Origin of the sequence: Vibrio sp. CAU 1672, from assembly GCF_029223195.1 — a bacterium.
GTDB lineage: Bacteria > Pseudomonadota > Gammaproteobacteria > Enterobacterales > Vibrionaceae > Vibrio.
Map to the genome: position 1 here is coordinate 158,993 of NZ_JARHUF010000005.1, position 19,751 is coordinate 178,743.

At 48.8% G+C, this 19,751-nt stretch carries 16 protein-coding genes and 1 pseudogene; 6 read left to right on the forward strand and 11 right to left on the reverse strand.

Annotation, left to right across the window (positions count from 1 at the left end; genetic code table 11):
• Positions 1 to 109: 109 nt before the first annotated feature.
• Both P2G85_RS07140 and P2G85_RS07145 read right to left on the reverse strand, forming a co-directional pair.
• Complete coding sequence (locus P2G85_RS07140) at positions 110 to 1,438, reverse strand: diguanylate cyclase (RefSeq protein ID WP_275863414.1); 1,329 nt, start codon at positions 1,436 to 1,438, stop codon at positions 110 to 112.
• A gap of 18 nt (positions 1,439 to 1,456) precedes the next feature.
• The gene (locus P2G85_RS07145) at positions 1,457 to 1,876 is read right to left on the reverse strand and encodes a hypothetical protein (protein ID WP_275863415.1); all 420 of its coding nucleotides are present in this window, start codon (positions 1,874 to 1,876) and stop codon (positions 1,457 to 1,459) included.
• 408 nt (positions 1,877 to 2,284) lie between these two features.
• Here P2G85_RS07145 and trpB point away from each other — a divergent pair, with 408 nt between their 5' ends.
• Positions 2,285 to 3,508, forward strand: a complete 1,224-nt coding sequence (gene trpB / locus P2G85_RS07150; RefSeq protein WP_275863416.1) for a tryptophan synthase subunit beta — start codon at positions 2,285 to 2,287, stop codon at positions 3,506 to 3,508.
• 159 nt (positions 3,509 to 3,667) lie between these two features.
• Here trpB and P2G85_RS07155 read toward each other — a convergent pair whose 3' ends face one another.
• From P2G85_RS07155 to P2G85_RS07170, 4 genes and pseudogenes are all read right to left on the reverse strand, one after another.
• Positions 3,668 to 4,012 carry a TrkA C-terminal domain-containing protein gene (locus tag P2G85_RS07155; RefSeq protein WP_275863486.1) on the reverse strand — a complete coding sequence of 115 codons (345 nt, stop codon included), beginning with the start codon at positions 4,010 to 4,012 and terminating at the stop codon, positions 3,668 to 3,670.
• Between the two features lie 9 nt (positions 4,013 to 4,021).
• A pseudogene (rimK, locus tag P2G85_RS07160) lies at positions 4,022 to 4,879 on the reverse strand (30S ribosomal protein S6--L-glutamate ligase); the annotation flags it as partial.
• A gap of 78 nt (positions 4,880 to 4,957) precedes the next feature.
• A complete protein-coding gene (locus tag P2G85_RS07165) occupies positions 4,958 to 5,410 on the reverse strand; it encodes a RimK/LysX family protein (protein ID WP_275863417.1) in 453 nt (150 codons plus the stop codon).
• 373 nt (positions 5,411 to 5,783) lie between these two features.
• Positions 5,784 to 6,689 carry a LysR family transcriptional regulator gene (locus tag P2G85_RS07170; RefSeq protein WP_275863418.1) on the reverse strand — a complete coding sequence of 302 codons (906 nt, stop codon included), beginning with the start codon at positions 6,687 to 6,689 and terminating at the stop codon, positions 5,784 to 5,786.
• A gap of 88 nt (positions 6,690 to 6,777) precedes the next feature.
• Here P2G85_RS07170 and P2G85_RS07175 point away from each other — a divergent pair, with 88 nt between their 5' ends.
• Positions 6,778 to 7,788, forward strand: coding sequence for an NADH:flavin oxidoreductase (locus P2G85_RS07175; protein WP_275863419.1), 1,011 nt, complete (start codon positions 6,778 to 6,780; stop codon positions 7,786 to 7,788).
• A 668-nt stretch (positions 7,789 to 8,456) separates the two neighbouring features.
• Here the strand turns inward: P2G85_RS07175 and P2G85_RS07180 are convergent.
• Genes P2G85_RS07180 through P2G85_RS07190 form a run of 3 tightly spaced genes read right to left on the reverse strand, consistent with a single transcriptional unit; the run spans position 8,457 to position 10,885 of the window.
• A complete protein-coding gene (locus tag P2G85_RS07180; RefSeq protein ID WP_275863420.1) occupies positions 8,457 to 9,173 on the reverse strand; it encodes an ABC transporter ATP-binding protein in 717 nt (238 codons plus the stop codon).
• Positions 9,154 to 9,909 (reverse strand): ABC transporter permease subunit, encoded by a 756-nt coding sequence (locus P2G85_RS07185; RefSeq protein WP_275863421.1) that lies wholly within the window; start codon positions 9,907 to 9,909, stop codon positions 9,154 to 9,156. Before P2G85_RS07185 ends, P2G85_RS07180 begins: the two co-directional genes overlap by 20 nt.
• Positions 9,884 to 10,885, reverse strand: a complete 1,002-nt coding sequence (locus P2G85_RS07190; RefSeq protein WP_275863422.1) for an MqnA/MqnD/SBP family protein — start codon at positions 10,883 to 10,885, stop codon at positions 9,884 to 9,886. The genes P2G85_RS07185 and P2G85_RS07190 overlap by 26 nt, the downstream gene beginning before the upstream one ends.
• A gap of 204 nt (positions 10,886 to 11,089) precedes the next feature.
• On the opposite strand from P2G85_RS07190, the gene P2G85_RS07195 reads away from it, so the two are divergent.
• The 4 genes from P2G85_RS07195 to P2G85_RS07210 all read left to right on the forward strand — a co-directional run bounded on the left by P2G85_RS07195 (position 11,090) and on the right by P2G85_RS07210 (position 17,398).
• Positions 11,090 to 11,644: an NAD(P)H-dependent oxidoreductase subunit E gene (locus P2G85_RS07195; protein WP_275863423.1), complete on the forward strand. Its 555-nt coding sequence runs from the start codon at positions 11,090 to 11,092 to the stop codon at positions 11,642 to 11,644.
• Complete coding sequence (nuoF, locus tag P2G85_RS07200; protein WP_275863424.1) at positions 11,641 to 14,778, forward strand: NADH-quinone oxidoreductase subunit NuoF; 3,138 nt, start codon at positions 11,641 to 11,643, stop codon at positions 14,776 to 14,778. The genes P2G85_RS07195 and nuoF overlap by 4 nt, the downstream gene beginning before the upstream one ends.
• Positions 14,771 to 16,543 carry an NADH-dependent [FeFe] hydrogenase, group A6 gene (locus tag P2G85_RS07205; protein ID WP_275863425.1) on the forward strand — a complete coding sequence of 591 codons (1,773 nt, stop codon included), beginning with the start codon at positions 14,771 to 14,773 and terminating at the stop codon, positions 16,541 to 16,543. The genes nuoF and P2G85_RS07205 overlap by 8 nt, the downstream gene beginning before the upstream one ends.
• A 240-nt stretch (positions 16,544 to 16,783) precedes the next feature.
• Positions 16,784 to 17,398 carry a 3'-5' exonuclease gene (locus P2G85_RS07210; RefSeq protein ID WP_275863426.1) on the forward strand — a complete coding sequence of 205 codons (615 nt, stop codon included), beginning with the start codon at positions 16,784 to 16,786 and terminating at the stop codon, positions 17,396 to 17,398.
• A gap of 380 nt (positions 17,399 to 17,778) precedes the next feature.
• On the opposite strand, the gene P2G85_RS07215 is transcribed toward P2G85_RS07210, so the two are convergent.
• On the reverse strand, positions 17,779 to 18,660 hold the full coding sequence (locus P2G85_RS07215) for a hypothetical protein (RefSeq protein WP_275863427.1): 882 nt from the start codon (positions 18,658 to 18,660) through the stop codon (positions 17,779 to 17,781).
• Positions 18,660 to 19,400 carry a DUF3944 domain-containing protein gene (locus P2G85_RS07220; protein WP_275863428.1) on the reverse strand — a complete coding sequence of 247 codons (741 nt, stop codon included), beginning with the start codon at positions 19,398 to 19,400 and terminating at the stop codon, positions 18,660 to 18,662. The genes P2G85_RS07215 and P2G85_RS07220 overlap by 1 nt, the downstream gene beginning before the upstream one ends.
• Positions 19,401 to 19,751 lie beyond the last annotated feature (351 nt).

Sequence of the window (19,751 nt, forward strand, 5' to 3'; positions counted from 1 at the left end):
ATTGCCTCTCATAAAGCAGCACCATCATTCGATATCACACATAATGGTGCTGTTGAGTGGGTGACTTCTCGCTTCATTCTGGCTCCCCAGGCCGCACATACCTCTGGCATCAACTGATAATTTTATCCCGTCCGCTGCTTTTCGCCTGATAGAGTTTCTTATCACTTTCGTTGATCAATGTCTTATCAGAGACTGCGGAAACACTGGTTAGGTGGGAAACACCGAAACTCATCGTAATGTGGTAGCTGCCAAATACAGGATTTGGGGCGAAAGAATGACGTATTTTCTCCAGCCTCGCCAGAACCTGGGCCTGCTCAGCTCCAACAAACACCAACGCAAACTCTTCGCCACCATAGCGAGCGACAATATCTTCTGCACGAACATGGCTTTTAAGATTATCAGCCACAAAAGCAAGTGCGCGATCGCCAAGGTTGTGGCCATAATTATTATTCACACGTTTAAAGTGATCGATATCGCACAAGACAAATGTGACTGATTTATGATGCCTCTGCGCGCACTCTAACGCCTGCCTAAACACCTGATTGAATCCACGTCGATTGTAGAGCCCGGTGAGTTCATCGGTGTGGCTCTGCTCTAACAGCCCCTCATTTTCTTCTTGTAGATCAGACGTCCTCTGGGCGACTTTTTGCTCAAGATTATGCATAACATCAGACAAATCATCCGCCATACTCTGTAGCCCACTAGCAAGGGAGTTAACTTCAGAAATACGGCTAATTGGCTGAGGCAGGTTTTGAATGCTTTCCAGCTTGCTGTTATTCGCTGCTACATTCAGTTGCTGTATTGGTAAGCCGATATAGCGGGCAACCAATGAGCCAACCAAGGCAATACCAATGAACAGTACCAGGGTGATCCATGCCATCGAATAGGTATACTCATCTAACAGTTCAATGTGGTGCGCTTCCGGAATAATCACACCGATAATCCAGGTTTTGTCATAGCCAAAAGTAATTGGGCGTATCTGGTAAAGGTAGGATTCCCCATCTACTTCAATACTATGCGCACCGGGAACAAAACTCTGACCGACCTTGCCAAATACCCGGTTAGCGTGAGTGGCTAAAGTAAGACGCGTGGTCGTTCCATCCGTGATTTGATACAGCTCGTCTGGCTGAGAGGTGGCAATCAGCGCCCCGTCCTCCTCTGCAATAAAGGCGTAGACATTCTCAACCAAATCAATGGAGGCTAAATATTCATCCAGTTCAATTAAAGCGAGGCTGGTAGCCGTTACTCCTAACAGCTTACCCTGCTGGCTGTAAATCGGCGTAGAAAGTCCAATCCCCAGGGTTGGGTAGCCAAAGTATGGGTGGATCGGGCTCCAAACCACATCCTGAGCTTTTACTGCGTCGAGAAAAAACGGCCGGACTCTTGGATCGTAGCTAAAGCTTGGATCTAACTGAATTTTATTGCCAATAAAATGCACAGGATCGAACTCAAACCCTTACATAGTGAAAGCGTTATTGACATAGTTCGCGGCAATACTGTGCTGAACTCGGCCGATCGGATCCCTTGATGAAGCGACATAACGCCCGTCCGCCGTCGCGACGGAAATAAACGTCATCTGGGGATAAGGCACCGCCTGCTCATAGAATCGCCCTCCTACAGGGGCAAGATCATCAAGCAGTTCTGGACGATAAGAAAAAGCATCACGGTTTATCTCCACGATAGAGCTCAGTGGAGCCATAAAATTCAATACGCGATCATATATCCGGCTTTCAACTTCCTGGATGTATTGCACACCAACACTCTTGGCTGCATTTGCAATGGTCGACGTCGAGAGCAGGTACACGGTCATGCCGGAAATGAATACCAAAACCACAAAAGGGATGATAATCAGCCAACGCAATGAATATGTTTTCACTTATTAATCGTCCTTAATTCCGTCTAATCTAAAACAATATGCAAATTATCATCATTTTGTTTAGAACATGTTGTCAGAACTCAAGTTTCATTCCCGCAAGTTGTCACAGCGCGCGCAATTATAACCAGCACTAATCGCCCTGTTTTACAAGCAATAGCTACTTATGCCAGAGATCTAATACATACAATGCTCGACAACAGCTTTTCACATCCCCCCATCTGCCAGTTCACATTAATAACCCCAACATAGCGCCTCATCCGCCCAATATACTGTTCAAAAAAAACACGCAAACCGTACTATCAAACTAGTTCACGAGATCAGCGTCACGATTTAAGCAACTGGTCACACACTGTCATCTCAAGTTTAGGTATAACTGCATCACTGTACTCATTAACTAGGATGTAACTAATGAAAAACTCTTTCGACCACGCAATGCCCAACAACGACGGATACTTTGGTGAGTATGGGGGCAGCTTTGTTCCGGCCGAGCTCGAACAAATCATGCGTGAAATCAACGCTGCTTATGAGGAATGCTGTAAAGATCCGGAGTTTCAAACCGAGCTGGCACGCCTGTATAAACACTTTGTTGGACGTCCTAGCCCTATTTTCCATGCTGAGAATCTGTCAAAAAAATACGGGGTAGATATTTACCTTAAACGAGAAGATCTTAACCACACCGGCGCTCACAAAATTAACCACTGCCTGGGTGAAGCCATTCTGGCCAAAAAAATGGGCAAGAAGAAACTGATCGCGGAAACCGGCGCGGGTCAACACGGCGTCGCCTTAGCCACCGCTGCGGCTTTGGTTGGATTAGAGTGTGACATCTACATGGGTGAAGTCGATATTGCCAAAGAACACCCGAATGTAGTGCGGATGCGGATACTTGGTGCCAACGTTATTCCTGCTACCCATGGGCGTAAAACGCTCAAGGAGGCCGTAGACGCTGCTTTCGAAGCCTACCTCAAAGATCCGATTACCCAGCTTTACGCCATCGGTTCTGTGGTCGGGCCGCATCCATTCCCGAAAATGGTTCGCGATTTCCAATCTATCATCGGCAATGAAGCCAGAGTCCAGTTCCAGGAAATGACCGGGAAATTACCGGACAACCTCGTTGCATGTGTTGGCGGCGGCTCAAATGCGATGGGACTGTTCAGCGCATTCCTGGAAGACAAAGACGTGGCCATTCATGGTGTTGAGCCGGGCGGGCGTTCTCTGCAACAGGTCGGCGAACATGCCGCGACTCTGACTCTCGGCGAACCGGGCATCATGCACGGATTTAAGTCCTACATGTTAAAAGATGAACAAGGCGAGCCACAAGAAGTGTACTCAGTCGCCAGCGGGCTGGACTACCCGTCAGTCGGGCCGCAGCACAGCTACCTGAAGGACATCGGCCGGGTAAATTACGGTACGATCACGGATGATGAAGCGATAGACGCTTTCTTTGAGTTGTCACGGGAAGAAGGCATTATCCCTGCGATTGAATCGTCCCATGCGGTTGCTTACGCGATCAAACTTGCCAAACAAGGCCAAACCGGTTCCGTTCTCATCAACCTTTCGGGCCGGGGTGATAAAGATATCGATTTTGTGGTAGAAAATTACGGTGCTAAATACGGTATTGAGTCTCTGCTTTAGACCCGCTACCTGATCAATACTGGTTTTTCCAACCCATCATCTTGTAGAAAAAGGGTTAATAACACCAGACTACACAGGGGACCAACCCGGTCCCCTTCTGCATCCGATAAACTTGCCAGCGGTTACTGTGCTGCCAACCGGGTAATAAACAAGCCAGACTCAATCATCTTCAGGCCCTTCCGCTTTAGGCAGGTGATCCGGCAATTCTACAACCTCTGGGCTGCGGCGGCGGCGGGTTTTAGCCGGAATCATTGCCCGCATGGACTCCATCCTGCCGAAACAAAGCAACTTATCTTCAGCCTCCAGCAACCTTTCTTTACGTGGGTTAGGAATAACTTTACTACCCCGGTACAAGGTCAGAACATTAATGTCTTTCTCACTTAACTGGGTTTCGTCGATAGTTTTGCCCACAAAATTAGAGCCTTCAGGAATATAAATTTCTCCGACTCCATAACCTCTACTGACAGTAAGACGCTGGCGGACATCAATCTCGGGGAAATCCACCTGAGCCGCAATATACTCGATAATCGCACCCGCAACATCAAGCCCGGTGCAAGTCTCAATCCCCTCTAAGCCTGGTGATGAATTGACCTCCATGACCTGTGGCCCGGTGTTACTCTCAAGCATATCGACACCCGCCACCTGCAGCCCCATTATCTGAGCAGCCCGGACTGCGGTTTCCTTGTACTCATCCGTTAACTCAACCGCTTCGGCAATTCCCCCACGGTGGACGTTACTTCTGAACTCCTGCCCCTGAGCCACCCGCCGCATGGCCGCTACGACCCGATCACCAACCACTATCGCACGGATATCTTTCCCCTTACTTTCGGCAACAAACTTTTGAATCAAAACGTTCTGCTTCTGACTCTGCAGCAGCTCAATGATCGATTCAGCAGTTTTCACTGACTCAGCTAAAAGCACCCCAATACCCTGGGTGCCTTCGATCAGTTTGATGATGACCGGAGCTCCGCCAACCCGCTCAATCGCAGGCAAGACATCTTTTTTGTCCCTGACAAAAGCCGTGCGAGGGATGCCAATATGATGGCGGCTCATCAACTGAAGGCTACGCAATTTATCCCGGGAGTTGCTGATTCCGTGAGCCGTATTGGCGCAAAAGACATCCATCTCCTGAAACTGGCGCACCACCGCTGTACCGTAATAGGTAATCGAAGCGCCAATTCTCGGCAGTACCGCGTCATAGTGACTCAGTACTTTCTGTCTGAAATGAAGATCCGGTACACCACGTTGTAAATCAATAGCAAACTTCAAAGTATTAAGAACTTTTACGTTATGCCCACGCTGAATCGCCGCCTCTTTTAATCGTTGCGTACTGTAGCAGTTGGGTCCACAAGACAAAATGGCTAGTTTCATGTTATCTCTTCCTTAATAAATATCGCCAAAGTGTGTCAACGCTCAGCACGATTGATTCACAGGCGCGGTACGGATTGTTTAAGAAGATGAGACATCTTCTGAGACTAAAAACTCCTGGCTGGGATCCACCAGAATATGCGCTTGCATCGCTTCACGGCCCAACAACATTAAATTTTTCATCGTCGAACGATCTGTCAAGGTGAGTTTGATTGGCCACTCCCGCCCGCCCAGGCGAATATTGGTTTTAATCACAAATCGTTTCTCTTTATCCGCAGTGGAGCTTTTAACCACCTTTCTTCCTTTTAATAACAGCGTTTTGTTAACGACCCGGTCTACATTGTGGACATCGGGATGGATATCAAAATTAACCCAGCGCTTACCATCTTTGGTGAACTCTTCGATGTTATCGACATGCAGTGACGACGTCGTAGCACCAGTATCCACCCGCATCTGCACGCCAGATAGCTCAAGGTCCGGTAAGTCACAACACTCAAGCGCACCCACAAAAAACTTATTCTGTTGTTCTGTCATATGGTTACGAACTCTAAAAAGAACATACATTTAATAGTAGTACAAATTTTGTAAACCGTTGAATTTGTAGCTCTATTTAAAAGAATTACTTATTTAACCAAACAAGGTACATTTCCGTAGTTACGCTCGATGGGATTGAGCATCAGCTCCCGAACGAAGAGCAGAACACCGCCAAAGTCGATAAATTCAATGCCTGTCGGCTCTCCCTTTACATGTGTAAAGGAAGAGCTGATCACAGAACCAGCTTTTAGTTCCCTTCTATTCTTATGCCGAGTTCAGGTTAAATAGTATATCACCTCTGCCCGCTTCAATATGAAGACCGCCAACGTTGGCGGTCTTTTACTTTGTTCTCAAATCCAATAATAAACTCACGCTATAAGTCTAGAGTTTGTAGCCAATAGTGTTGATGTTCACTCTGTCGACATAACCAGATGGTTTGTTCGCAGCTATATGGGCACCCGATAACAGGGATCACCTGCAAACCATGTTCTCGCGCCACATAGTCGGGTAAATAAGCGAGCAGCGATTGATGCTTCACTAGGGTTATGAGCGTCGAAATAGTATCCACTCTGGCGGTGATACGTCGACTAAATGCCTCATCATGCCAGCCATCCAAACTACGATGTGTCGCCATCGCGCCGTATATCGGTTTAGAGGGTACAACAAAGGGAAACGTAAGCAAGGTCTCTATGGGAGTTGCTGATATCACTTTCTCTCCATTCCTACAAAGTGGATGGTGCGGGTTTGTGACCGTGACAAATTTAACTTGGCATAGTTCGGTTGCGGTGATCTGGCGCTCAGTCGGCGGATATCCTGTTAGACTCGACACCAGTGCCACATCTACCTCATGTTTTAGCAGCATCGATAAATCTTGTGACGTTTTAGTCTCCAAAGTCACATCATGATTGCGCTGCGTTAACCTACTCAAAAGCTCAGGAACAAAATAACCTAATACCGCCTCCGAGCCACTCACACGCATATGCGGCCTTCGAGGCTTACCCAACTCACGTTCAATTTTGTCGTTGATTGCGAGCATTTCTAGTGCACGCAGAAACAACATCTCTCCGGCCTCCGTTAGAGACCAATGGGCTCCTTGACGCGCGAACAGTTGTTGCTGGTAATGATCTTCTATTCGCTTGATCTGCTTAGACACGGTGCCAGGCTGAAGCCCCAACAATTTTGCCGCTTCTCTCAAACTGGGCGCTTTCGCCACCTCAACAAAAATCGCTAAATCATTTAGCTTCAAAATAGCCTCTGTCTCACTCTTACCCGTTTCCATTTTGGAAACGAATGATGAATTAATGTTTCTTAATTTTATCACGACTTACATTTAAAATAAGCGTCTATCACTTAGAGAAAGGAATGACATGCGACGCTTTAGCCCCCTAAACTGGCAATCACACACCTTAGATAACAGAATTGTCGTCCCACCAATGGCCTCACAAACCGCAACAACAGAAGGTTTTGCTACTCAAGAAACCATTGAGCACTATCGTAATCTTTCTCGTTCAGGCGCTGGCTTAGTGATGGTGGAGTACAGCTTCGTTAATACATCTGGAAAAAGTGAGCCCAACCAACTAGGTGCACACCTCGATGACTGCATTCATGGAATGGCAGCGATCGCCAATGCTATCCATGAGTCCGGCGCGAAAGCGGGATTCCAACTGACGCATTGTGGTGGTAAAGCCCAACTTGATGTTTGCCCTAACCTAATGGGACCATCCGGTATTAAGGTCCCCGCGTACGATAGGACTCTCCCTGAGCCTCAAGCAATGACTTCAGAAGATATGGAGCAATGGCATAGCGACTTCGTTGAGGCGGCAATTAGAGTTGAAAAAGCGGGCTTTAACTTTGTGGAAGTACACTGCGCTCATGGATACGGTTTGAATCAAGTACTCTCACCCATCACTAACCAGAGAGACGACCAATATGGTGGGTCACTTGAAAACCGAGCCAAACTTATTGTCGATATCGTCAAGTCCATTCGCCTTAAAACATCACTGGGTATTATGGTTCGCATACCAGGTCAAGACCTATACCCTGAAGGATTAACTCAAACGGATATGGCTACGGTCTGCGAAATGTTTATTGAAGCAGGAGTATCTATTATTGATGTATCATCCGGCATTGGTGGCTGGAACAGACCAAAAGATCGCAGAGGTGAAGGCTACTTAGTATCAGAATCCACGTACCTCAAAAGAGCTAAACTCGGAGTGCCAATTATTGGCGTAGGGGGCATTGAAAGTGCCCATTATATTGAGCAGGCTTTGCAAGAGGAACGCCTAGATCTTGCTGCAATCGGTCGCGCGATTCTTCGTGATCCTGTTCAATTTTCCGAAAACATTATGACAAACCAAGACTGCGTTAACATTGCCTAATCGTAAGGTTTCCTAGATGGAAGCCTTTTTATTAGCACTCTTGCTATTGATGTCTTTGCTGAGTTTGAGCTAAATATACGCAAAGAACGTCCAATGGAAGGAATTGCAGCAGCAAAGCTTGCAGGGAAGTATAAAGGGCGTAAGCCCATTTTAAAAGAGACCCAAGCGACCATACTAAGGGCTCCATGCCTAACATACCTCAATAGCTGCTATTGCTAGGCAAACCGGTGTCTCTAGGAACACCGTTTACAACACTCTCAGGAATGCATGAGCTATCTCGTTATTGGCCAAAAGTTTGTTACAGCAACTGAACTACCAAGTATTTCTCTGCAGTTCGCAAAAAATGGCTAGTATTGGCGTACGCTACTACTAAAAAATTCTTATGAGTTGGAAAGCAACTGGTAAGGATTGCTTACTTGTTGCCAGCTCAAAATGGGGCAGAAGTAAATCAGTCGCCTTCGTAGGCGCCCCTGCACGATCGAGTTAAGTCCTATCCTCTGAAATGTCAGATCGAGTTTGAGTCACTACAGCAAGATATGTGAACACCAAGCGACTTTGAACAAGATAGCGCGCAACCTCACTGGTCACATGTGCTGGCAGCCATACTGGTGCCACTCTTGGTAGTAGTACCCTCCATCACTATAGAGAGTACACTAACCACGGAGCAATCAGAACAGTAAAAATTCGTACAGTTTTTTCTCTAGTTCCAGCACCCTGGCATCATCAAGCGACAGCTTTTCTGAAATCACCGGGTTATCCAGTATTGTTAGCACTTTTCCGGGTGCAGAAGACATGATAACAATCCGGTGTCCCAGCAGCACGGCTTCTCGCGTATCATGAGTAACATATATCGCCGTGGTTTTCTGCTCTTCCCAAATATCACGGATCAGGTGAATCAGTGTCTGCCTGGTCTTAATATCCTGCCCTTGCAAAGGCTCATCGAGCAATAGCAAACGGCAATCCCGCGAGAACGCTCTCGCCAGAGACAGACGAAATTTCATGCCGCCTGAAAGCTCTTCCGGATAAGATCTAGCTTTATCTGACAAGCCGGTTTTTTCCAGCCAGTCTGCAACCTGGCTAAGGCGCTCTTCCTTATCAGGGAATGTCTTTTTCAGGTTGATTTCCAGATTTTTGCCAACCGTATACCAGGGTAATAAGCGCGGTTCCTGAAAGACAAAACTCATCGATTTTTCATAAGGATTGGTAACCTTTCCGGTAGAAAAACCAGCCAAACCGGCAATGCACCTGAGCAGACTGGTCTTCCCGCAACCCGAAGGCCCAAGAATCACGGTGATCTCCCCATCCGGGATTTCCAGATCAATCTCCCCGAATATCGGCTGATCACCAATGGAATAACTCACCCTGTCAAGAATAATGCCGGACACAGAACCTCCCGGAAAAACGCAGCAGGCGATCAACGCCTCCGCTGGTAATGACGGCCAACAATGTCCAGGCCATAACTTCCGCTGTCGCCAGATTCATCTGGGCATATTGCATTTGGGTTCCTATTGCATAAAGGGGCTGACCTAATATTTCAGCGGCGATGACCACCTTCCATGTCAGCCCGGCATTTGCAATAACGGCACTGTACAGGAATGGGATACATGACGGCAGGTAAATATGCCGGATAATGTCACTTTTGCTCCAGTTATAGAACCGGGCGGCTTCAAGCAGTTTCGGGTCGGTTTCGCGGATGCCCTGCTGAATATTCTGCTCAAAAATAGGAAAGGCCATGAGGAAAGCCACAAACACCGGCACTCGGTCCGATTCGAGCCACATGACAGCCAGAAGAATAACGGCAAGAACGGGAACCGCCCTTACAACAATAATATAAGGCTGGAAAAATGCCCGGCACTCACGGCTGATCCCGCTAAAAACGCCGATAACCAGCCCGGCAGTCATGGAAAGAAGAAAAGCAGCCACGGCCCGCCACAGTGTGGCTAGCCAATGGTGCAAAAAATCCGGGCTCTTCATCAGAGAAGCAAAGACTGCAATGACTTCTTCGGGTGGAGGAAGAATAAGCGGAGAAGAGAGCACTGCCGCTCCGGATTTCCAGAGCAGCAGGATAAATAAAATGCTGATAAAAGTGATCAGGCTAGTATTCGAGGTAAAACTGGTCATCTGGGAGCTTTCCGCCTATTGATTCGGGATCAAGTTTAAAAAGAGCGCCATAAAATAGCTCTAATTCCTTTTTTATCTCCGCAGGTTTACTGAAGTTCAGGTTACAGCGTGGAATGGCTTTCAATGCTATCGCTGCAGGCATGATTCCCTGACGTTCAATCGCAGAGGCCGCTTTTTCCGGGTTATTCAATACCCATTCAATAGACTGTTCATAGGCTGAAAAAACAGCATCAAGGGCTTCTTTATCCGTTATATTTGGCGAAACCACCGCCAGGGAGATGGGATAATTGCGCCCTGTACCGCTTAGCTCCCCCCACTCTTTCTGCATATCTGCAAAAATCCGCGCTTGTGGGTTTTTAGTTAATACCATGGTAACCAGTGGCTCAGGAAGGATCGCATTATCAACCTTACCAGCTGCCATCATCTGGGCTAACTGCTGATGAGAATAGGTGAAACGGAGAGTAACATCCTTACCTTCCTCAAGACCCCGGCCGTTCAAAACGTATTGAGTGAGATAATCAGGTGTCGAACCTTTGGCAATGCTATTAATCGTTTTCCCCCGAAAGGATTCCCAGGTGATATTCTCTTTGCTGGTAGTAAGGGCATAGATCACACCATCTCCGACACTGGCTCCGATAGCGTATCCCCTGGCCCCCATCTTGTTATATAGCTTTGCGGCAAGGTTGACGGGCATGGCGGCAATATCAACCTGTCCTGAAGATATACGGGCCACCATGTCCTGAGGGGTTGCCACCAGTTCATAGGAAAGAGTGATACGATTTCCAAGTGATTCGACCTGATCAATCATCCGGATCATCCCAAATGCTGTCGGCCCTTTCAACGCAGCCATTCTGATATGAACAGGCTTGAGCAAATTATGCGTCTTAATATCAGACGCATGTACCTCCTCACCTTGCGCAGCTAAGCTAACTATCGCCCCTAACATTACAATTATTGAAAATATGATCTTTTTCATGCGATTGCTCTTCCGTAGCCACATCATGAAATTCAGTTTACCCCTCTATATTTCAGCCTTTTGCTCATAAATAATGTGACGACTGACCACTTTTTAAGCACAGGCTGACCCATAATTTCTATATGGGTATCAGGGCGGGCAGGATTATGGCAATACGGCTGATGCGTCTCGAGAGCCCTTGGGTATAAGAAACGGAGATTTCTGATGACGGAAAATGTGACTGGTTGTAACTGTTGCAAGGAGCTGAGCGATCAGGAGATGCTTGACCAACTGGATGAGCTTATTGCAGATTACCTGGATAAACCTGGTGGATTGATCCCCGCCCTGCAGGTTGCGCAAAATCGGTTTGGTTATCTTTCTGAGCGTGTTCTGAAGCAGATCAGCTCCCGGTTCAACAAACCCTACAGCGAGGTTGCCGGCGTTGTCGGCTTCTATTCCTTCTTCTCTACCGTGCCGCGAGGGCAGTATGTGGTCCGGGTATGTCTGGGGACCGCCTGTTATGTGCGGGGTGGAAAAGAGGTCCTGTCAGCACTGAAAAAGGAACTGGGTATCGATGTGGGAGAAACCACCGAAGACCGGCAGTTTTCTCTGGATGTTGGCCGCTGTTTCGGTGCCTGTGGTCTCGCCCCGGTAATTATGATTAATGATGATGTTCATCAACGAATTAAACCAGCCAGATTGGGTGAGCTGTTAAAAGCCTATACTGATGGTTCGGTTGAAAAGCCCTGTACAACGGACGAAATGGAGGATGCCAAATGAACCTGCCAGTAAAGCGCATCTCATCATTTGAAGCACTTCGCCGACTTCCGCAACAGCTCGGCCGGGCCGAGGGTATCAGCCAGATATTGGTTTGTGCCGGTGGCGGCTGTCTGGCTTCCGGGTCAGACAAGGTAGTTGCCGCCCTCCGGGAGCAGATAGCCACACAGCAACTTAATGACCGGGCGAACGTGATTGCAGTGGGTTGTATGGGGCTGTGTGTGGAAGGCCCGGTCATGCTGATGCTCGATGATATGACTTTTTACCAGCAGGTTAAGCCGGAAGATGCTGCAGAAATCGTCAACCAGCACCTGCTGGGCGGCCAGGTGATTGAACGTCTGGTTGCCCGTGACAGCCGTGGCAGCAAGGCTAATCCTTCTATTTCCGATATCGATTTCTTCAGCAGGCAGACCAAGATTGTGTTGCGACATTGTGGCCACATCAACCCGGAAAGCATTACCGAAGCACTAAATGTGGGTGTCTATCAGGCGCTTGGCAAGGTGCTCGATAGCATGACTGCCGATGATGTTATTGAGCAGATGAAGATCTCCGGTCTGCGCGGCCGAGGTGGTGCCGGATTTCCGACCTGGATGAAATGGGATGCCACCCGCAACAGTCCGGCGGATCAGCGTTACATGCTGTGTAACGCCGACGAAGGGGATCCGGGGGCCTATATGGATCGCAGCGTACTGGAAGGCGACCCGCATAGTCTGATTGAGGGAGTGATCATCGGAGCCTATGCCATTGGCGCCTCACAGGGCTATGTTTATGTGCGGGCGGAATATCCTCTGGCTGTATACCGGTTACAAAAAGCGCTCGATGAAGCCAGACAATATGGCCTGCTGGGTGACAATATTCTCGGTTCCGGTTTTTCCTTCAACCTTGAGATCCGGATGGGTTCCGGTGCGTTTGTTTGTGGCGAAGAAACTGCGCTGATGGCTTCCATTGAGGGGCACCGGGGCGAGCCGCGTCCGCGTCCGCCATTCCCGGCGCAGAAAGGGCTGTGGGATAAACCCTCCTGCCTGAACAACGTCGAAACCTTTGCCAGTGTACCCGAAATCATCAACCGCGGAGCAGACTGGTACGCCGCCTTCGGTACCGACAAGAGCAAGGGAACTAAAGTGTTTGCCCTCGCCGGGGCGGTACGCAATACCGGGCTGGTTGAGGTGCCGATCGGCACCAGCCTGGGCGAGCTGATCTATGACATCGGCGGTGGGATAGTCAACAACAAGTCGTTCAAGGCTGCACAACTGGGGGGGCCCTCTGGCGGATGTGTGCCAAAACAGCACCTCAATGTCCCGCTAGACTATGAGTCACTTAGTGAACTGGGTGCCATCATGGGTTCAGGCGGGCTGATTGTGATGGATGATGATGCCTGTATGGTTGATGTCGCCCGCTTCTTTCTGGAGTTTATTCAGGAGGAGTCCTGTGGTAAGTGTGTCCCCTGCCGGGTCGGCACCAAGCGGATGCTGGAGATCCTGACCCGGATCTGCGAAGGCCGAGGCCGGATGGAGGACATCGACCAGTTGCTGGAGCTGGGTGAGCTGATCCGGGAAACCTCGCTGTGCGGACTCGGGCAGACTGCGCCCAACCCTGTGTTATCGACCATCCGCCATTTCCGCGAAGAATATGTTGAGCATATCAGGGACCGCCACTGCCGCGCCGGCGTCTGCCCGTCACTGGTGCGTGCTCCCTGTCAGACCGCCTGCCCTGCCGGAGTCGATGTCCCGGGCTTTGTCTCGCTGGTGGCTGAGCAGCGCTACGATGAAGCACTGCAGTTGCATCGCAGCCGCAACCCGTTTGCCAGTGTGTGCGCCCGGGTCTGCTTCCATACCTGTGAAGAGAAGTGCCGCCGAGCCTCGTTGGATCAGCCAGTATCTATCCGCGGCATAAAACGATTCATGGTCGATCAGGAGCAGGAACCACAACTACCCGAGATCCGGCATAACGACGAAAATGCACGCCGCAATATCGCCATCGTTGGGGGTGGCCCTGCTGGCATCTCCTGCGCCTTCTTCCTTGCCCGACTGGGTTATAAACCGGTTATCTATGAGAAAGAGCCGCGTCCCGGCGGGATGCTGGAGCAGGCCATTCCCGCCTACCGGCTGCCCAGAGAAACCCTCGCCCGTGAGATCCGCATGATTGAAAACATGGGCGTCACCATAAAAACCGGCTTGGCTCTGGGGCGGGACTTCACCATCAAGCAACTGAAAGATGAGGGCGCAGAAGCGGTATTTATCGGCATTGGAGCGCCACAGGGTGTAACTGTAGAGCTTGCTGGCAGCGAGGCTGAGTTTGTCGTTGATGGGATAGCATTCCTGCGTGAATACAACATTCGCGGTTCAGTCCCGGTTGGCCGGAACGTTGCGGTTATCGGTGGGGGCAATGCCGCCATTGATGCTGCTCGCACCGCGATTCGGCTGGGTGCGGAGACGGTCACCGTGCTCTATCGTCGTACCCGCGAGGAGATGCCAGCCTACACCGAGGAGATCGATGAAGCGATCCAGGAAGGGGTCAGGATTAAAACCCTGACGGCGCCACAAGAGATTAAGAGCGATTCGGCAGGCCGGGTGGCCGCGGTGAAATGCCGACATATGCATCTGGGTGAGTTTGACAGATCCGGTCGCAGGCACCCTGAAGCGGATGAAAATGAATGTTTCAGCGTCGATGCCGACCAGGTGATCCTGGCGGTGGGACAGACTCTGGATACCAGTGTGTTTGGTACAGAGCCGTTACTCAGCAGCAATGGCTGGGTGAAAGCCGATCCTGTCACCGGCCAGACCGCAATGGAGGGCGTGTTTGCCGGTGGCGATTCTGTGACCGGACCGATGTCGGTGGTCAGGGCGATTGCCGATGGTGAGCGGGCTGCCGTGGGCATCGACTGCTTCCTGAGCGGTAAGAAGCATGCCTTCTGGCGGGCAGAGCATGAAAATACCACCGACTATGATCCCGATGCCGATCCCGTTCCCTATCCAAGGGAGGCAATACAGATGATCCCGGTAGAAAAACGCAAAAATAACTTTGATGAGGTGGAGCTGGCGTGGAACGAGGCCGAAGCGATCCGCCAGGCGAAACGTTGCCTGCGCTGTGATTATGGCAAATGCCCGATTCACGGGGAGGAGGATTCTGATGCATAAGGTTACCATCAATGGCAAGGAGGTTGTCGCAGGGGAAGGCACGACCATTCTGGAGGCGGCGAAGCAGGCCGCCATCCATATTCCTACGCTCTGCTTTCTGGAGAAGCTTGCTCCCACCGGGGCCTGTCGGGTCTGCCTGGTTGAAATAGAGGGGGCGCGAACCCTGATGGCTGCCTGCTCTACACCGGTTGCAGACGGAATGCAGGTGATGACCCATAGCCCTAAAGTGCGTGACGCCCGCAGGAAAGTGGTTGAACTGATCCTTTCCGAGCATCAGGGCAACTGCCAGATCTGTGACCGTAATGAAGATTGTGAGCTGCAGCAACTGGCCGCAGAGCTGGGACTGAAAGCGATTCGCTATCAGGGCGAAAAGGCCACCTCACACATCGACGACAGTACGCCAGCACTGCTGCGCGATACGGGCAAATGCATTAAATGCCGCCGCTGTGTCACCGTCTGCTCCCAGGTGCAGGGCGTGGGGGCACTCTATCCGCAGGGGCGCGGCTTCGATACCGTTATCGGACCAGCATTTACCCAGGAGCTGAATGATGTGGCATGCGTCCAGTGTGGTCAGTGTGCCGCGGTTTGCCCGGTTGGTGCCATCTCAGAGCGCAACCATGTAGAGGATGTCTGGAAAGTACTTGAAGATCCGCAGCAAACCGTGGTGGTGCAGACCGCTCCGGCCATTCGCGCGGCACTTGGTGAGTGCTTCGGCTGTAAGCCCGGTACCCTGGTGACAGGCAAGATGACCAGCGCACTGCGCCAGTTGGGGTTTGACCGGGTGTTCGACACCAACTTTACTGCAGACCTCACCATTATTGAGGAGGGAACAGAACTGCTGATGCGGCTGAAGAAAGCGCTGCTGGATAAGGAAAAGGTTCCACTGCCAATGTTCACCAGCTGTTGCCCTGCGTGGATCAATTTTGCCGAATATTACTATTCTGACATGCTGCCCAACCTCTCCAGCTGTAAGTCGCCACAGCAGATGTTTGGTGCGGTTGCCAAAACCTACTATGCCCGCAAGCTGGGGATCCGGCCGGAACAGATGACTGTTGTCTCCATCATGCCCTGTACAGCGAAAAAATTTGAGTGTCAGCGGCAGGAAATGACAGATAGCAGCGTGCAGGATGTGGACTATGTTCTGACAACCCGCGAATTAGCGCAGATGATCAAAGAAGCAGGTATCGACTTCATGGCACTACAGGAGAGCGAGATGGATGCACCGCTGGGGCTGAGCTCCGGAGCTGCAGATATCTTTGCCAATACCGGTGGGGTCATGGAGGCAGCATTGCGTACCGCCTACGAGATAGTTACCGGACGGGAGCTACCGATGGAGAACCTGCACGTTACTCCGGTGACCGGACTGGAAGGAATAAAGGAGGCATCGATTGTGATTGAACAGCCGGTGGCAGACTGGTCATTCCTGGACGGCGTGGAAGTCCGCGTGGCGGTATCGCACGGGCTGGCCAATGCCCGCAACCTGATTGAACGTATTACATCAGGCGAGAAGAGTTACCATTTTATCGAGGTAATGGCTTGTCCGGGTGGCTGCATCGGCGGTGGCGGGCAACCGCGCCTGACCAATGATGCGGTACGCATGAAACGGATTAACGCAATTTATGCTGAAGACGAAGGCAAGCTGTTGCGTAAGTCCCATGAGAATAAAGCGGTTCAGCAGTTGTACGCCGAGTTCCTCGGAAAGCCGCTTGGCGAGAAATCTCACCATCTGTTGCATACAAAATACAAGGGTAAACCTCCAGTCTGAGTTAAGCGGGAACATCGAAGCCAAACTGAAGACCGCTGGCCGTAATGGCCAGCCGCGGGCTGCTGAACAACACCCTGTCAGACACGTGGCTAAATTAGCCATTGTCACATAACTTCAGGTATGGGAAAGTCGCTTCACCCAGTGTCTGGTTTTGATGGTGCAGATCAGAGCGTCATCGCCTTTCTTTTTCTATCGTTTTCGATGATACTCTTGCAGATTATTGTCTAGTAGGAAAACTTCATGCCTCAAGCAAACTCCGTGGTCGTGCTCGACTTTGAAACCACCGGCCTCTCTCCTAATCAGGGCGACCGCGCAATTGAAATCGGTGCGGTTAAGTTAGTCGATGGTGAAGTTGTCGATAGTTTTCAGCAACTAATGAATCCTGGCTTCAGAGTGAGCTCATTCATTGAAAATTACACCGGCATCACCAATAACATGTTACGTACAGCACCAGGCTGCGATGAGGTAATGGCATCCTTTAGTGAGTTCATTGCCGATGAGAACCTTATCGCTCACAACGCTTCGTTCGATAAACGATTTCTGGATGCAGAGCTTGAGAGAATCAACTGTGGTTATTCAGGAGAGTTCGCTTGCTCGTTATTGGTGGCGAGACGACTGATTCAAGATGCGCCGTCACATAAACTTGGTGAGCTTGTCCGCCACAGAAACATCGACAACGACGGTGTTTTTCACCGAGCATTAGCCGATGCACAAATGACAGCCAAACTTTGGCTTCAAATGGTAGACGACTTAGAGCAATCAGGAATTGCCAAGCCAAGCTTTAAGTTTATGCAAACCGTTAGTAAAACAGCCAAAGGGAAAGTGGACCTGCTACTCGCTAAAAATCGCGCTTAACTCACTCTTACTCAAACGCTTCTTCATCAAACATTAAAAAACTTTTGAGTTCAGGCTCTGCGACGTTTAAGTGAGTATCCAAATATCAGCGACATAGTTCGTTACCACAATGTATGTCGCTATATTTCTGTTTCACAGCAAAGACTAACCAGTTCAAAAGCATTTGGGGACATTACCTTCTTAGAGTTTCAACTTAATTTAGAAAAAAGCGAATTAATTTAGGTATGGAATATTATTATGCGTGGCCAAATTTGCTATTCCACTACACTGCGCTTGACCTCTAGCGTGAGCTTTTCGGTAAGTCCCCGTTGATAGCTGCTAGCAACATTGATCAAACAAAGCTCTTGAACCAACTTGCTACACCATATCCGCTTATGGCGTTAAACATTATTGGTTATTAATCCAGGAGACTTCATTTCCTGTAAAAGCATCTGATTATCCTGAGAGTTGAACAACGCTTTAAGATCATCTTTTTTCTCGTGGAACGAAATAGCTACAGGATTTGAATCACCGCGAATCGTATCCTTAACTTTGGAATTGCACCAATCCCTAAAGTACTCGATGCTTCGACTATAGCGCTTTGTGTTTTCTCTCATAAGGTGATCAGATAACTTGAACTTACCATATCTATCGCAGAACTGGCTTTCGATATAGATAGCCTTTGGCAAAAGATCTAATACTAAAATAATGAAATCCAACATTTGCTCAAGATGCCGCTCAGTTAACTGGTCTGCGAAAGATATCAAGTTATCAACCAAAGAGAGTACTTCATTTCTTTTTACTGCAAGCTGTGAAATAAGATTCGTTGCAATATCTCTGGTTTCTGAGACAAGAGATTTGTCCAGAAGGATAACTCGTGCTGACTCCACTGAACCAAAGTACTCAGAGAGCTTTTCCATATAAAATATTGCATTCTGAGAAGATATGTCAGATGAAATGACGTCGATTGTCTTTTGAAGCTTATCGATCTTTCTTGATAGATAGATAGTTTGAACAACAATAGCACCGACGATAACAGTAGTAGATAATCCAATAGCAGCTAACTGACTAGTATGCGCTGACTGAATAAGCTTACTAAGCTCATTCAGCTTTTCAGGATCAAAGCTCATTTGCTTAAGCGGCATGTGCTGAGCAATTCCCGATTTTTCGGCTAGTTCTGTCCAGTATGCAACACCATCACGAATAGTAATTGAGCCATCCTGATATCCTTTCAAAACCTCTGGATAAACCTTATCCCAATCAAAAGTAAAAACAGTATCCATTAGAAAACAGGTTCCTCCTCTTTTAGCATTTGTTGCCTCATAGCGGCTACTTGCACAACGGCTGGCAATGTTACTCTAAATGCAGGGCCACTTATTGCGGGTACAGTCAGAAGGACAGTGAAAGCAATACCCACAGGGCCAGCAAACACACCAATAGTTCTAGCTAAACCAGCATTGGTTACGATCGACAGCCCCCTACCAAGTAATGCTTTTGCCACTGCATTAGCAACGATCATTGCGACCTGGTAAGACATAAATCCTCCCATTCGAATCGCGGTAATAATCGCAGTAAGCGCAGCACTACTGGTCAAGGAAGGATCGATTTTAAGCTCCCTTCTAACCTTCTCTCTTTGAGATTCAGACATGTTTTCCCATGAATCTTTAAATAACTTTGCTAACAGCGCTTGCTCGATATTTACCACATCAGCATTGTAGTTGGTTTTGATACTTAGCTTTTTACAGACATCGACTAGTATTTCTCTGTATTCAACACCAGATCGCCTGAAAAAATTTACTATGGTATCTCCACCATAGTGCTGTAGTTCACCTGCAATTAGTTCCCAGATTTTTTGATAGTCCCCATTTGCAGATTTAAACTTGCTGTTACCTGTAAGTGACTGTGTATACCGCGCTTTTCCATCCTTATCGGTTGTCAGGTAATTTACCAGAACCCCTAACATATTGTTGTCAGCGTAACGAAGAAACTCTAAGTTTTTATCTTGTTTATAAGTATTGCTCATACCGAACGTTGCTCTATTATTCTTCTTTTGTTTACCATTGGATTTGATATAAAAAGCAAGTTGATTAGTAATTAATCGACACAATCCATTAGCGTGACGGATGCTGGTCTCTTACCATGAATCGCCTTAACGCCCGCATGTAAAACACCGAATTTTACGCAGTCAAGATTGCTTCTTCTCTAGAATCTAATGCGTTATTCCTACCCAACAAAACATTAATGACAGCCAAGAACCGTGTATAAACGTGTTGCTTAGTGACAGTCGCGTTCTCCTAACTATGGGAAGTACCCTGTACCCGCACTAGGCCTCTGACATGAAATCCAAACGAACAAGCATAAACGATATGAATAC